This window comes from Streptomyces sp. NPDC107454 (assembly GCF_055582885.1).
This window is the reverse complement of sequence record NZ_JBVJPA010000008.1, coordinates 62,032-76,085: the sequence shown is the minus strand read 5'-3', so window position 1 is coordinate 76,085 and position 14,054 is coordinate 62,032. Positions and strand designations below refer to the sequence as shown.

12 protein-coding genes and 1 pseudogene are annotated in these 14,054 nt (G+C 69.8%); 9 read left to right on the top strand and 4 right to left on the bottom strand.

The features are described from left to right. The first annotated feature begins 19 nt into the window (after positions 1-19). The 4 genes from ACZ69M_RS21195 to ACZ69M_RS21180 all read left to right on the top strand — a co-directional run bounded on the left by ACZ69M_RS21195 (position 20) and on the right by ACZ69M_RS21180 (position 3,484). Positions 20-934, top strand: a complete 915-nt coding sequence (locus tag ACZ69M_RS21195; protein ID WP_403699363.1) for a F0F1 ATP synthase subunit gamma — start codon at positions 20-22, stop codon at positions 932-934. Next, complete coding sequence (gene atpD / locus ACZ69M_RS21190) at positions 934-2,370, top strand: F0F1 ATP synthase subunit beta (protein WP_470051821.1); 1,437 nt, start codon at positions 934-936, stop codon at positions 2,368-2,370. Before ACZ69M_RS21195 ends, atpD begins: the two co-directional genes overlap by 1 nt. A gap of 163 nt (positions 2,371-2,533) precedes the next feature. Then, positions 2,534-2,908 carry a F0F1 ATP synthase subunit epsilon gene (locus tag ACZ69M_RS21185; protein WP_470051819.1) on the top strand — a complete coding sequence of 125 codons (375 nt, stop codon included), beginning with the start codon at positions 2,534-2,536 and terminating at the stop codon, positions 2,906-2,908. Positions 2,909-3,037: 129 nt separating this feature from the next. Then, positions 3,038-3,484, top strand: a complete 447-nt coding sequence (locus ACZ69M_RS21180) for a DUF2550 domain-containing protein (protein WP_402035830.1) — start codon at positions 3,038-3,040, stop codon at positions 3,482-3,484. A gap of 70 nt (positions 3,485-3,554) precedes the next feature. On the opposite strand, the gene ACZ69M_RS21175 is transcribed toward ACZ69M_RS21180, so the two are convergent. From ACZ69M_RS21175 to ACZ69M_RS21165, 3 genes and pseudogenes are all read right to left on the bottom strand, one after another. Next, positions 3,555-5,393, bottom strand: a complete 1,839-nt coding sequence (locus ACZ69M_RS21175; protein ID WP_470051816.1) for a glycosyl hydrolase family 18 protein — start codon at positions 5,391-5,393, stop codon at positions 3,555-3,557. Between the two features lie 108 nt (positions 5,394-5,501). Next, the gene (locus tag ACZ69M_RS21170) at positions 5,502-6,143 is read right to left on the bottom strand and encodes a response regulator (protein WP_095852570.1); all 642 of its coding nucleotides are present in this window, start codon (positions 6,141-6,143) and stop codon (positions 5,502-5,504) included. Next, a pseudogene (locus tag ACZ69M_RS21165) lies at positions 6,140-7,398 on the bottom strand (sensor histidine kinase). The gene ACZ69M_RS21170 and the pseudogene ACZ69M_RS21165 overlap by 4 nt, the downstream one beginning before the upstream one ends. Positions 7,399-7,550: 152 nt before the next feature. Here ACZ69M_RS21165 and ACZ69M_RS21160 point away from each other — a divergent pair. After that, on the top strand, positions 7,551-8,105 hold the full coding sequence (locus ACZ69M_RS21160; protein WP_470051814.1) for a hypothetical protein: 555 nt from the start codon (positions 7,551-7,553) through the stop codon (positions 8,103-8,105). Here the strand turns inward: ACZ69M_RS21160 and ACZ69M_RS21155 are convergent. After that, positions 8,102-8,674: a cob(I)yrinic acid a,c-diamide adenosyltransferase gene (locus ACZ69M_RS21155; protein WP_067369052.1), complete on the bottom strand. Its 573-nt coding sequence runs from the start codon at positions 8,672-8,674 to the stop codon at positions 8,102-8,104. The two genes, ACZ69M_RS21160 and ACZ69M_RS21155, sit on opposite strands and share 4 nt — an antisense overlap. A gap of 253 nt (positions 8,675-8,927) precedes the next feature. On the opposite strand from ACZ69M_RS21155, the gene ACZ69M_RS21150 reads away from it, so the two are divergent. The 4 genes from ACZ69M_RS21150 to ACZ69M_RS21135 all read left to right on the top strand — a co-directional run bounded on the left by ACZ69M_RS21150 (position 8,928) and on the right by ACZ69M_RS21135 (position 14,006). After that, positions 8,928-9,668, top strand: a complete 741-nt coding sequence (locus ACZ69M_RS21150; protein WP_470052439.1) for an RNA-guided endonuclease InsQ/TnpB family protein — start codon at positions 8,928-8,930, stop codon at positions 9,666-9,668. Between the two features lie 117 nt (positions 9,669-9,785). After that, positions 9,786-10,634 carry a 3-hydroxyacyl-CoA dehydrogenase family protein gene (locus ACZ69M_RS21145; RefSeq protein ID WP_470051812.1) on the top strand — a complete coding sequence of 283 codons (849 nt, stop codon included), beginning with the start codon at positions 9,786-9,788 and terminating at the stop codon, positions 10,632-10,634. Between the two features lie 213 nt (positions 10,635-10,847). Then, a complete protein-coding gene (locus ACZ69M_RS21140; RefSeq protein ID WP_030596935.1) occupies positions 10,848-11,171 on the top strand; it encodes an STAS domain-containing protein in 324 nt (107 codons plus the stop codon). Between the two features lie 270 nt (positions 11,172-11,441). After that, positions 11,442-14,006 (top strand): ATP-binding protein, encoded by a 2,565-nt coding sequence (locus tag ACZ69M_RS21135; RefSeq protein WP_470051809.1) that lies wholly within the window; start codon positions 11,442-11,444, stop codon positions 14,004-14,006. Positions 14,007-14,054: the final 48 nt, after the last annotated feature.

Genomic DNA, 14,054 nt, shown 5'->3' with positions numbered 1-14,054 from the left:
TAAGGAAGGGACCTGACTCATGGGAGCCCAGCTCCGGGTCTACAAGCGTCGCATCCGATCCGTCACCGCGACCAAGAAGATCACCAAGGCGATGGAGATGATCGCCGCCTCGCGCGTCGTCAAGGCGCAGCGCAAGGTGGCGGCCTCCGCGCCGTACGCGACCGAGCTCACCCGCGCGGTCACGGCGGTCGGCACCGGCTCGAACACCAAGCACCCGCTGACCACGGAGGCGGAGACGGCGACCCGTTCCGCGGTGCTGCTCCTCACGAGCGACCGCGGACTGGCCGGCGCCTTCAACTCCAACGCCATCAAGGCGGCGGAGCTGTTGACCGCCCGTCTCGAGGCGGAGGGCAAGGAGGTCGACACGTTCATCGTCGGCCGCCGTGGTCTGGCCCACTACCACTTCCGCGAGCGCAAGGTCGTGGAGTCGTGGTCGGGTTTCACCGACGAGCCCACCTACGCGGACGCCAAGAAGGTTGCGGCGCCGCTCATCGAGGCCATCGAAACGGCGACGGCGGACGGCGGCGTGGATGAACTCCACATCGTCTACACCGAGTTCGTGTCGATGATGACGCAGACTGCGGTCGACGGCCGCCTGCTGCCACTGCGCCTCGAAGAGGTCGCGGAAGAGGCGCCCAAGGGCGAGATCCTTCCGCTGTACGAGTTCGAGCCGTCGGCGGAGGACGTCCTCGACGCCCTGCTGCCCCGGTACGTCGAGAGCCGTATCTACAACGCGCTGCTCCAGTCGGCTGCCTCCAAGCACGCCGCCACCCGCCGCGCGATGAAGTCGGCGACCGACAACGCGGGAGACCTGATCACCACGCTCTCCCGTCTTGCCAATGCGGCCCGCCAGGCCGAAATCACCCAGGAAATCAGCGAGATCGTCGGTGGCTCCGCAGCCCTTGCCGACGCGACCGCGGGGAGTGACAAGTAATGACGACGACTTCTGAGACGGCCGTTGCCACGGGCCGCGTCGCCCGGGTCATCGGCCCGGTCGTCGACGTGGAGTTCCCCGTCGACGCGATGCCGGACATCTACAACGCCCTTCACGTCGAGGTGGCCGACCCGGCCAAGGACGGCGAGAAGAAGACGCTGACCCTGGAGGTCGCCCAGCACCTGGGTGACGGCCTGGTCCGCACGATCTCCATGCAGCCCACCGACGGTCTGGTCCGCCAGGCCGCGGTCACCGACACCGGCACGGGCATCACCGTCCCGGTCGGTGACTTCACCAAGGGCAAGGTGTTCAACACCCTCGGTGAGGTGCTGAACTCCGACGAGAAGTACGACGGCGAGCGCTGGTCCATCCACCGCAAGGCCCCGCGCTTCGACGAGCTCGAGTCGAAGACCGAGATGTTCGAGACCGGCGTCAAGGTCATCGACCTTCTCACCCCGTACGTCAAGGGTGGAAAGATCGGTCTGTTCGGTGGTGCCGGCGTCGGCAAGACGGTGCTCATCCAGGAGATGATCTACCGCGTCGCCAACAACCACGACGGTGTCTCCGTGTTCGCCGGTGTCGGTGAGCGCACCCGTGAGGGCAACGACCTCATCGAAGAGATGGCGGACTCGGGCGTCATCGACAAGACCGCGCTTGTCTTCGGTCAGATGGACGAGCCCCCGGGCACCCGTCTGCGCGTGGCTCTCGCGGGTCTGACGATGGCGGAGTACTTCCGTGACGTCCAGAACCAGGACGTGCTGTTCTTCATCGACAACATCTTCCGCTTCACGCAGGCAGGTTCCGAGGTCTCGACCCTGCTCGGCCGTATGCCCTCCGCGGTGGGCTACCAGCCGAACCTGGCCGACGAGATGGGTCTCCTCCAGGAGCGCATCACCTCGACCCGTGGTCACTCGATCACCTCGATGCAGGCGATCTACGTCCCCGCGGACGACCTGACCGACCCGGCCCCGGCCACCACGTTCGCCCACCTCGACGCGACGACGGTGCTCTCCCGTCCGATCTCCGAGAAGGGCATCTACCCGGCCGTGGACCCGCTGGACTCCACGTCCCGCATCCTGGACCCCCGCTACATCGCGGCGGACCACTACGCGGCCGCGATGCGCGTCAAGTCGGTTCTTCAGAAGTACAAGGACCTTCAGGACATCATCGCGATCCTCGGTATCGACGAGCTGGGCGAGGAGGACAAGCTCACTGTCCACCGTGCCCGTCGCGTGGAGCGCTTCCTGTCCCAGAACACCCACGTCGCCAAGCAGTTCACCGGCGTCGACGGGTCGGACGTCCCGCTGGACGAGTCGATCGTGGCCTTCAACGCGATCATCGACGGTGAGTACGACCACTTCCCGGAGCAGGCGTTCTTCCTGTGCGGTGGCATTGAGGACCTCAAGGCCAACGCCAAGGAGCTCGGCGTCTCCTGAATCTCGCGTACCTGAGGGACTCCGGTTCCTGAGGAACTCGTGTTCGTAAGGGAGGGGGACGGGACCGCACCTCGCGGGGCGCGTCCCGTCCCCCTCCGTACGCCCATTAGACTTTGACCCAACACCCGGCGGCCATGCCGGGTGGTGACCCGAGGAGCCCACCTTGGCTGCTGAGCTGCACGTCGAGCTCGTCGCCGCGGACCGCAGTGTCTGGTCCGGCGAGGCCACCCTGGTCGTCGCGCGTACCGCGTCCGGCGACATCGGCGTCATGCCCGGTCACCAGCCGCTGCTCGGTGTGCTGGAGTCGGGCCCGGTGACCATCCGTACGAGTGATGGTGAAACGGTCGTCGCCGCGGTGCACGGCGGTTTCATCTCGTTCGCCGACAACAAGCTGTCACTGCTGGCCGAGATCGCCGAGCTGTCGGACGAGATCGACGTCCAGCGCGTGGAGCGGGAGCTCGAGCGCGCGAAGGCGGAGGGCGATGCCTCCGCCGAGCGCCGCGCGGACGTCCGTCTGCGGGCGGTGTCGGCGCGCTGAGTCGCCGCGCTGTGTGATGCTTTGCCTCAGCCGCGGCGGGGACCGGATCACTCCGGACCCCGCCGCGGCTGAGGCAAATGCGGAGGTTTTTTCTTTTCCGTTACCTAGGAGACGAGGAGGTCGGTGTCGATGGTCCTCGCTCTGACTGTGTGCGGATTGGTAGTGGCGCTCGTGGTGGTGGGGCTGTTCGTCTTCGGCCTCCGCCGCCGGCTGATCCAGCGCTCCGGGGGCACCTTCGACTGCAGCCTGCGCTGGGACGTGCCGGAGAAGGGCGACCCCAACGGAAAAGGCTGGGGCTACGGCGTCGCCCGCTACAACGGCGACCGCATCGAGTGGTACCGCGTCTTCTCGTACTCCCCCCGCCCGCGCCGCGTCCTGGAACGTTCGGCGATCGAGGTGGCCGGCCGTCGCACCCCGGACGGCGAGGAGGAGCTCGCCCTGCTGTCCGACGCGATCATCCTGGCCTGTGTGCACCGGGGCACCCGACTTGAACTGGCGATGAGCGAGGACGCGCTGACCGGTTTCCTCGCGTGGCTGGAGGCAGCCCCGCCCGGACAGCGAGTGAACGTGGCCTGACAGGCCACGTTCACTCGCTGGTTGGGGGTCCCCGGACGAAGTCCGGGGGAGAGCCAGCGTCGCCCGGCGGCTATCCGAGCCCGCCGGTGAGGGCGCTCACCAGTTCGCCGTTGCTGGTGTCTCCGCTGAACTCCCAGAAGAACGCGCCGCCCAGGCCCTGGCTCTTGGCCCAGGCCATCTTCGTGCCGATGGTCGCCGGGGTGTCGTAGGACCACCAGTTGCTGCCGCAGTGCGCGTACGCCGTCCCGGCGATCGTGCCGGTGACCGGGCAGGACGTCTTCAGCACCTTGTAGTCCTCGATGCCCTGCTCGTACGTTCCCGGCGCCGGCCCCGTGGCCGTGCCGCCCGGCGCGTCCTGGGTGACGCCCGTCCAGCCGCGGCCGTAGAAGCCGATGCCGATCAGCAGCTTGCTCGCGGGCACGCCCTTCGCCTTGAACTTGGCGATCGCGTCGGCCGTGGTGAAGCCGGGCGTCGGGATGCCGCTGTACGAGGTGAGCGGGGAGTGCGGGGCGGTCGGGCCCTGTGCGTTGAACGCTCCGAAGAAGTCGTACGACATCACGTTGTACCAGTCGACGTACTGTGAGGCGCCCGCGTAGTCGGCGGCGTCGATCTTGCCGCCGGAGGTGCCGTCGGCCGTGGTGGCCGCGGTGACCAGGTTGCCCGTGCCGAACTTGGCGCGCAGGGCCTGCATCAGGTTCTTGTAGGCCGCGGAACCGCTGGTGTCACAGGACAGACCGCAGGCGTTCGGGTACTCCCAGTCGATGTCGATGCCGTCGAAGACGTCGGCCCAGCGCGGGTCCTCGACCAGGTTGTAGCAGGACTGGGCGAAGGCGGCCGGGTTCGCCGCGGCCTGGGCGAAGCCGCCGGACCAGGTCCAGCCGCCGAAGGACCAGAGGATCTTGATGTTCGGGTACTTGGCCTTCAGCTCGCGCAGCTGGTTGAAGTTGCCGCGCAGCGGCTGGTCCCAGGTGTCGGCGACGCCGCTGACCGACTGGTCGGCGGTGAAGGCCTTGTCGTAGTCGGCGTAGGAGTCGCCGATCGCGCACTGGCCGTTGGTGACGTTGCCGAAGGCGTAGTTGATGTGTGTGATCTTGGCGGCCGAGCCGGACGTCACCAGGTTCTTGACGTTGTAGTTGCGGCCGTAGATGCCCCACTCGGTGAAGTAGCCGAGCTTGACGGCGTTGCCGGTGGGCGGCGGGGTGGTGCCGCCACCGGTGGTGTGCACGGCGACCGCGCCGCTGACCGGACCGGTCTGGTCGGCGGTGTCACGGGCCTGGACGGTGTACGAGTAGTCGGTGCCTGCGGTCAGACCGGTGTCCGTGTACGAGGTCGTGGTCACGGTGGCGACCTTGGTGCCGCCGCGCAGGACGTCGTAGTTCTTGATGCCCTTGTCGTCGGTGGCCGCGCTCCAGGAGAGCTGCACCGAGGTGTCGGTGATCGCGGAGGCGGTGGGGGTGCCGGGCGCGCTCGGCGGGTTGTCACCGGGGACGGTGGTGCCGCCGTCACAGCTGCCGCCGTTGAGCGTGCAGTTGGACGGAGATCCTGTGCCGGCGCCGTTGAAGCCGAAGGAGACGGAGGCGCCCGCGGCGAGGGTGCCGTTGTAGGACTTGTTCTTGGCGGTCCAGTGGGTGCCGGAGGAGGTGACGTCCGCGTCCCAGGCCGAGGTGACGGACGTACCGGAGGGGAAGTCCCAGTTGATCGTCCAGGAACTGATGCTGGTGGTACCGGTGTTGGTGACCGTCCACTTGCCTTCGAAGCCCGTACCCCAGTCCTGGGTCTTGGTGTACGTGGCGGTGGCGGAGGTGGCTGCCGAGGCGGGGCTCGCGAGCCCGACGAGGGCGGCGAGCGGAAGCAGCAGGGTGGTGAGTCCTGCCACGGTTCGCTGTCGGACTCTGGTTCTGAAGCGCATGCTGCGCCTCCTCGAGGTGTCGGGGGCATGACCAAGCGCAGTGCGGCGAGAATAGAAAGGTCTGGACCATAGGTCAATAGGTCTGGACCAGTGCGCCCACGAGGTGAGTCAGACCCCCAACTCCTGGGCAAGGACGGCCGCTTGGACCCGACTCCGCAGCTCCAGCTTCCCCAGCAGACGGCTGACGTGCGTCTTCACCGTCGCCTCCGCCATGTCCAGCCGCCCCGCGATCTCCGCGTTGGAGAGCCCCTCACCCAGGCAGGACAGCACTTCCCGCTCCCGGCGCGTCAGCGCGTCGAGCACGGCCGGGTCGGCGCTCGGCTCCCGTACCGGCTTCGCGGCGAACTCCGCGATCAGCCGACGCGTCACGGCCGGGGCGATCAGCCCCTCGCCGCTCGCCACCGTCCGCACCGCCACCAGCAGGTCCCTCGCCTCCGTGTTCTTCAGCAGAAACCCGGAGGCGCCCGCGCGCAGCGCCCCGAAGACGTACTCGTCGAGGTCGAAGGTGGTGAGCACGAGCACATCGGCGAGCTGCTCGGCGACGACCTGACGGGTGGCGGACACCCCGTCGAGCCGGGGCATCTGCACATCCATCAGAACCAGGTCCGGGCGGAGTTCGCGGGCGAGCGCGACCGCCTGCTCGCCGTCCGCGGCCTCGCCGACCACCTCGATGTCGGGCGCGCTGCGCAGGATGAGGACGAGCCCGGCCCGTACGGCGGACTGGTCCTCGGCGACGAGCACGCGGATCATTCGGGTTCTCCTTGGACGAGGGGCAGAGTGGCGCGTACGGCCCAGATCGCACCGTCCTCGCCGTCTTTCCCAGCCTTGCCGTTCTTGACGTTCCCGCGGTCGGGGGCGGGCTCGGGCCCCGCCTCGAAGCTGCCGCCCAGCAGGTCGGCCCGCTCCCGCATCCCCACCAGACCGGCGCCGGAACCGGGGGCGCGGGGGCCGCTCGGACCGCCGTACGGACTGGTCACCGCGATGGCGAGCCGGCCGCCGCGCTGGGTGAGCGTCACTGTGACATGGCCCTCGGGCGCGTGCTTGAGGGCGTTGGTCAGCGACTCCTGGACGATCCGGTACGCGGCGAGTTCGACCGGGGCGGGCACCTTGCCGTGTTCGGTGGTGAGCGTGACGTCGAGTCCGTTGGTGCGGGCGCCGGCCACCAGGGAGCCGAGGCCGTCGAGGGTGGGGGCGGCGGACGGCTCGCGGTCACCGCTGCCGTCGCGCAGGATCCCGATCAGCCGGCGCATCTCGGCGAGCCCTTCGACGCTGTTCTCACGGATGACGGTGAGCGCGTCCTTGGACGTGTTCGGGTCGCCGATGGAGAGCGCGGCCGTGGAGTGGATCGCGATCGCGGAGAGATGGTTGGCCACCATGTCGTGCAACTCCCGCGCCATCCGGGCCCTCCCCCAAGCTCTTCGAGCAGGGGGTACCCCCAGGCGGCGACGGCCTGGGCGCGGTCCATCTCGGCGAGCAGGGCGGTCTGTTCGGCGCGCAGTCGTTCGGCGACGGCGGTGTCGCGGTGGTTACGGACCACCCAGCCGGTGGCTGCGGGCGCCAGAGCCACGACGCCGATACCGACGCCGATCAGCAGGGCCCCGGGAACGCGCCAGAGCGCGGCGGGCACCACCGCACCGGCCACCGTGAGCAGCCCGGTGATCCAGGGGATGCGCCGGGCGGAGGCGGGGGTGCCGTACAGGACGGCCGCGTACACCAGGTCCGTGAACATCACGACGGTGGCCACGTTGCCCCGCGTGATGGTGTCGACCGTCAGCGCGGCGGTGCCGATCAGCAGGGCCGGGCGGGGCCGGGTACGCCGCAGCAGCTCGCAGGCCGCCGTGACCACGAGGGGCACCAGGGCGTTCCAGTTCCCGGACCAGAGGACGAGCGCGTCGTCCGGTCGCCGGGGAAACAGGCCGAGGCCCCACAGGAGGAGTCCGCCGAGGAGTCCACCGACCGCGATGCGTACGTCGTCGCGGTGCGGGCGGGGGAGTCGCATGGCCATGACTCCATCCAACACGGCGCACCGGCTCACCGCCTGATCCCCGGGAAGGGTCCGGAACTGCATCTTTCGATGTACCGGGACTTCGTCACCGCCGATGACGATCCGAGCCGCCCCGGACGCGAGCCTGGAGGGGTGACCGAGAGGAGCGAACCGTGATCGTCGGGTTGATCGTCGCGTGCGAGGCCGGTTTCTGGCTGTTGCTGGCCGCGGGCCTCGCCGTGCGCTATCTGCTGGGGCTGCGCCGCACGAGTGTGGCCCTGCTGCTGTGCGAGCCGCTGCTGGAGGTGGTGCTCTTCGTGGTGACGGCGATCGACCTCAGAAACGGCGCCGAGCCGAGCTGGGAACACGGCCTGGCCGCGCTCTACATCGGCTTCACCGTCGCGTACGGCCACTACACCATCCGCCGGCTGGACGGTCACGCCGCCCACCGCCTGGCCGGTGGCCCGCCCCCGCCGAAGCCCCCGCGCTTCGGCCTGCCCCGGGCCGCGCACGAGGGCCGCCTGTGGCTGCGCACCCTCCTCGCGGCGACCGTCGCGTGCGCCCTCCTCCAGGGCGCGGTCTGGTTCGTGGGCGCCGGCGACACCTCGTCGCTGCGCGCCTTCCAGTGGGTGGCGCTACGGGCGGTGGGGCTCCACGGCCTGATCGCCCTCACGTATCTGCTCTGGCCCAAACGCGCCCCGGTCACCCAGGGCCGGACCGGCGGCTAGCGCTCGCCGCCGGGGACCCACAGCACGTCCCCGGTCTCCTTGTTCGCGGTGCGGGCCAGGATGAACAGGAGGTCGGAGAGCCGGTTCAGATAGGTGGCGGTCAGCGGGTTCATGATGTCGCCGTGGACCTCCAGCGCCGCCCATGTCGACCGCTCGGCGCGGCGTACGACCGTGCACGCCTGGTGCAGCAGTGCCGCGCCCGGGGTGCCGCCGGGCAGGATGAAGGAGCGCAGCTTCTCCAGCTCGTCGTTGAAGCGGTCGCAGTCCGCCTCCAGCTTGTCGATGTAGAACTGCTCGACGCGCAGGGGCGGGAACTTCGGGTCCTCGACCACCGGGGTCGACAGGTCCGCGCCGACGTCGAAGAGGTCGTTCTGCACCCGGGTGAGGACCGCGACGACCTCCTCGTCGAGGCCGCCCAGTGCGATCGCCGTTCCGAGGACCGCGTTCGCCTCGTTGGCGTCCGCGTAGGCCGAGATCCGGGGATCGGTCTTGGCGACCCGGCTCATGTCCCCGAGAGCGGTGGTGCCCTGGTCGCCGGTCCTGGTGTAGATGCGCGTCAGATTGACCATGGGGCCAATTTAGACGGTCTCTCGAGGGGGGACGACGTGTGACCGAGCACTGCTTCGGCCTCTCTGCACCGTTCCTCTCAGGTGTGCAGCAGGCCCGTGAGGTGGCCGGGGCGAAGGTCGAGCACTCCTGGCTGAAGGCCGCGCCGTCCCACATCCTTCAGCGGACGCTCCGGGACTTGGATAAAGCGTGTCGCAGAGTTTTCTGGTGGAGGATGGCGTGAAGGCGCCCGCGGTGTCGCTGGAGCGCGGCCGGATGGGTGTGGACCGGGGAGTTGGCGTTCTGGCCGCCACCAGCGACGGTCAGTTCCTTGACCGTGGCTTCGGCTCCCCGGGCGAGGCCGCGCGGTACCGGCGTCTCCAGCGACAGCTTGCCCGCACCGGGAAGGGATCCACGAGGCGAAGAGCATGCCGGGCGAGGATGAGGGTCATCATGCGCAGGGGCCGCGACCGTCGCCGGGACTTCCATGCACAGAGCGCCCGTCAGATCGTGGACGGCAATGCCCTCGTGGTCCTCGAAGACCTCAATACCGCGGCCACGACCGCCACTGCCAGGGGATCCGTGGCGGAGCCCGGTGTCAGGATTCGCCAGAAGTCCGGACTCAATCGCGCCATTCTGGATAAAGGGTGGCATTCCTTCGAGTTGGCAATGCGCAACCGTGCCCGACGCGCCGGTGCCACGGTGCGCACGGTGAATCCCGCTCATACGTCGACGACGCGCCCTGTTTGCGGGCATGTGCATCCGGACAATCGCAAGAGCCAAGCGAAGTCCGTGTGCACCGCCTGCGGTCACAAGGAGCACGCTGACGCAGTCGGCGCGAAGAACACACTGGCCCGCGGGCATGCGGGTCACAGGGCGTGGAGACCTCGGCGTCAGCCGGTCCGTGAAGCGCCAACCAGCGCTGAACCGCAAGGAATTGGCGCACCGACCGCTGAGGTCAGAATCCCCTTGGCTTCGGTCGGGGGAGGATCGCCAAGTCCGTCGGTCGAGACGTGACGACCGTCTCACGGCGTGAGACCGTGACACGCATTACTTACCCGTCACACAGGCCCTCACGAGCGCTAGTGTCCGCCCGAGAGGCAGACATATACACCGCGTCAGGGGAGTCGCACAGTGGCAGGGAAGCTCGCCGTCATCGGAGCCGGGCTCATGGGGTCCGGTATCGCCCAGGTGTCCGCGCAGGCGGGCTGGGACGTCGTTCTGCGGGATGTCACCGACGAGGCGCTCACGCGAGGCCTCGACGGCATCAAGGCCTCGTACGACAAGTTCGTGGGCAAGGGCAGGCTGGAGGCGCACGACGCCGATGCCGCGCTCGGCCGGATCACCGCGACCACCGATCTCGACGCCGCCGCGGACGCGGACATCGTCGTCGAGGCCGTCTTCGAGAAGCTCGAGGTCAAGCACGACATCTTCCGCGCGCTCGACAAGATCGTGCGGGACGACACCGTGCTCGCCTCGAACACCTCCGCCATCCCGATCACCAAGATCGCCGCGGCCACCGAGCGCCCGGAGCGGGTCGTCGGCGTCCACTTCTTCTCGCCCGTACCGATGATGCAGCTGTGCGAACTGGTGCGCGGCTACAAGACGAGCGACGAAACCCTCGCCACCGCACGGGAGTTCGCCGAGTCCGTCGGCAAGACCTGCATCGTCGTCAACCGTGACGTGGCCGGCTTCGTGACGACCCGTCTCATCTCGGCGCTCGTCGTCGAGGCCACCAAGCTGTACGAGTCCGGCGTGGCCACCGCCGAGGACATCGACCTCGCCTGCAAACTGGGCTTCGGCCACGCCATGGGCCCGCTCGCCACGGCCGACCTCACAGGCGTCGACATCCTCCTGCACGCCACCGGCAACATCTACACCGAGACCCAGGACGAGAAGTTCGCCCCGCCGGAGCTGATGCGCCGGATGGTTGACGCCGGTGACATCGGGCGCAAGAGCGGGCAGGGCTTCTACAAGCACTGAATCAAGCGAGTCATCCAGCATCACCCGTCACGGAAACCGCACGTGCCTCTGGGGTGTCACCCCATGAGGTGAATTCGGTATCGGTTCGCTTACAGACGGCAACCTCTGCGGCCTCAAGCCAGTCAGACGGTGCACACGCACAACGCGGACTGACACCGACACTGACGCAGAGAGACTGACGCAGAGCACGAGACGCACTCTCGGGGAGCGCATATGTACATCAGGGGCGACCACGCCGAGCTGGTCGTCGGGGGCCGCCTCGACGTACGCAGCGCGGCGGACGCCCGTACGGTCCTGCACTCGGCCGTCGACGACGGAGTCGGCGACCTGGTGCTGGACCTGTCCGAGCTGGACTCCTGGGACGCCACCGGCCTCGGTGTCATCATGGGGGCCCACCGAAGGGCCGGGCGGTGCGGCCGGCGGCTCGTGCTGCGCCGCGTACCACCGCAGATGCAGCGCCTGCTGGTGGCCACCCGGCTGCACCGGATCCTCGCGATCGAGGGCGGCATCGGAGTCGAGTCACTGCCCCGGGTGTGACCCGGCGTACGCCTCCTGAGCGGCGTACGAATCGCATCTCGCGCACAATCCTCACGAGACTGTGACGTCTCGGACGGCGCGGTACCCCGGCCTGTCGGAGATACTGTGCGAAGGTTTAGGGTTCGGCTGCCCGCCACCCGAAACCCTACGAGCGGGCACCGGACCAGAAGCGACAGCGCGGTGTGCAGCAAGGCCGGGAGGGGCCTGGGTCCTTGTCACCGGACTCCCGGCGACAAGATCCGCACACGACGCTTTTGGGGGGCTTGGAACATGGACCCGAACAACCGGGGACCCGAAGACTACGGCCATGACGACGACGGCCAGGCGCCTCGCTCGCGCCCACCGCGTGATGCGCTCACCGCCGACCTGGGTCAGCACACACCCGCACTCGCCCGTACCGTCCAACTCGTCTCGGGCGACTTCCTGCTCACGGTCAATCCCGTCGACGGCAGCGAGATAGAGGTCTGCCCGCCGGGAGAGCGACCGCAGCGGCCCACGAAGTTCAGCGCCGCCGAGCGAGCCGATCTGGCCCGCGCCGCCCTGCCGCCCGTACCGCCGGGCCCCGCCCAGCCCCGACTGCCGCTCCTGGAGCGCCAGGAGGAGCGCGAGCGGCTCGTCCGCCTGCTGGCGCGCGGGCGCTCCGTACGCCTCACCGGCCCCGCCGGCTCCGGCCGTACCAGCCTGCTCGACGCCGTCGCCGACGACTGCGCGGACCTCGCCCCCGACGGCGTCGTCCGCCTCTCCGGATACCGGCGCACGGCGACCGACCTGCTGTACGACCTGTTCGCCGCCGTCTACAACGCGCCCCTGTACCGTCCCGAACGGGACGAACTGCTCGAACTCGTCCACGGGATCGGCGCGGTCGTCGTCCTCGACGACGTGGAGATCGGCGGCACCGCGCTCGACGAACTCCTCGATGCCACCCCCGAGTGCGCCTTCGCCATCGCCGCGACCCCCGACGTCCCCGCGCCCTCCACCGACTCCCTCCTCGAAGAGGTCTTCCTCGGCGGACTCGACCGCAGCGGCGGCCTCGAGCTCCTGGAGCGGACCGTCGGACGCGTGCTGACCGAGGACGAGGCGAACTGGGCGGGCGACCTCTGGTTCGAGTCCGAGGGTCTGCCGCTGCGCTTCATGCAGGCCGGCGCCCTGCTGCGACAGCGCGACAAGCTGCAGGCCAAGGAGAACGCCTTCGACGACTTCGGCGTCTTCCATGACGCCCCGGTCGACCTGCCGGTCGACGCGCCCTTCGAGGCCGCCGACGGCCACGACGTACCGCTGCCCTCGCTCGCCGAGGGGGCCGCGCCCGCCGCGCTGCTCGCCTCCCGCCTGAGCGGGTCGGCCCGCGCAACTCTGCGCTTCGCCATCGCGCTCGGCGGTGAGGTGCCGCACCAGACGCATCTGCCCGCCCTCGTGGACGACACCCACGCCGACGCCGCGCTCGCCGAACTGGCGGGCTGCGCGCTGGTCTCCCCGGTCGGCTCCCGTTACCGGCTCGCCGCCGGTGTGCAGGCCCAGTTGGAGGCCGCCGGATACGCCGACGGGCTGGAGGAGCAGGCCCGCACCGCGGCCCAGCACTACACCTGGTGGGCCGGACACCCCTCGGTCACCCCGGAGAGAGTCTGCGCCGAGGCCGACGCTGTGCTCGCCGCCCTCACCGTCCTGGTCCCGCTCACCACGGTCCCGGCCGACGAGCAGGACGAGAGCGTCGCCGTGCAGCTGGCCCGCACGGCCGCGCCCGCCTTCGCCGCGGGACTGAACTGGAACGCCTGGGAGCGCGCGCTGCGCTCCGGCGCGGAGGCCTCCCGGCTCGCCGGCGAGGTCGGCGAACAGGCCTACTTCCACCACGAGTTGGGCATCCTCGCGCTCTGCGGCGGTCAGCTGGACCGGGCCCGCGCCGAGCTGGAGTCCTCCATCGGGCTGCGCGGTGCCCTCGCCGACAAGCGTGGCACCGTCGCGGGCCGCCGGGCCCTCGCGCTGGTCGCCGACCGCTCCGGGGCCGTACTGCCCGGCGGGCGCACGGCGGCGGGCGAGGAGGTGCCCGACGCGCGGCACGAGGAGTCGGCGTCGCCGCCCGGCGGCGTACCGGCCGCGTTCGTGCTCTCCGCTCCGGTCGGGGAGCCCTCGACTCTGGTCACCAACCGGGCCGAACCTGGTCCGGCGTCGAAGCGCGTGGGCATGGGCGTGGGCAGTCGTCTGGTGGCCGGCACCCGGCGCAACCTGGTGGCCGCGGGCGCGGGCGCGCTGCTCGTCGCGGTGCTCGGCACCGTGGTGACGCTCGGCGCGACCTCGAACAACAACACCGACAACCCGTCCGAGAAGGTCGGGGTCAACCCCTCGGCCAGCCAGGGCGGCCAGGACGACAGCCTCGGCGCCGACAAGGCGAAGAAGGGTGGCGGGGACAGCGGCGACGCGGGCGTGGTGACCACGCCGACGGATCCGGGCCCCGACGGCACGTACGGGACGTCGGACGACCCGACGCCGCCGACGGGTACGAGCGGGCGGCCTTCCGGCAGCCCGAGTGGGACGAAGGGGGGCGGGGGTACGTCGACGTCGCCGTCCAAGTCGACTTCCAAGCCGCCGTCCAAGACCCCGTCCAAGACGCCCTCGCAGACGCCGTCCAAGACGCCGACCCAGACGCCGACACCTACTCCGACACCCACCCCGACACCCACTCCGACCCCCACTCCGTCGACGACGCCGTCCACCACCGACACCGCCAGCGGCCCCGCCTCCAGCGTCCCCGCGAGCACCACCGCCGGCGCGCCGCAGAGCAGTGCGGCGAGCGTGCCCGCGAGCAGCAGCGCCGCCGGCTCGCCCGGTGGTTCGGTGATCTGAGCACCACGACAACAGTGAGGGCCGGGTCCGATTTCGGACCCGGCCCTC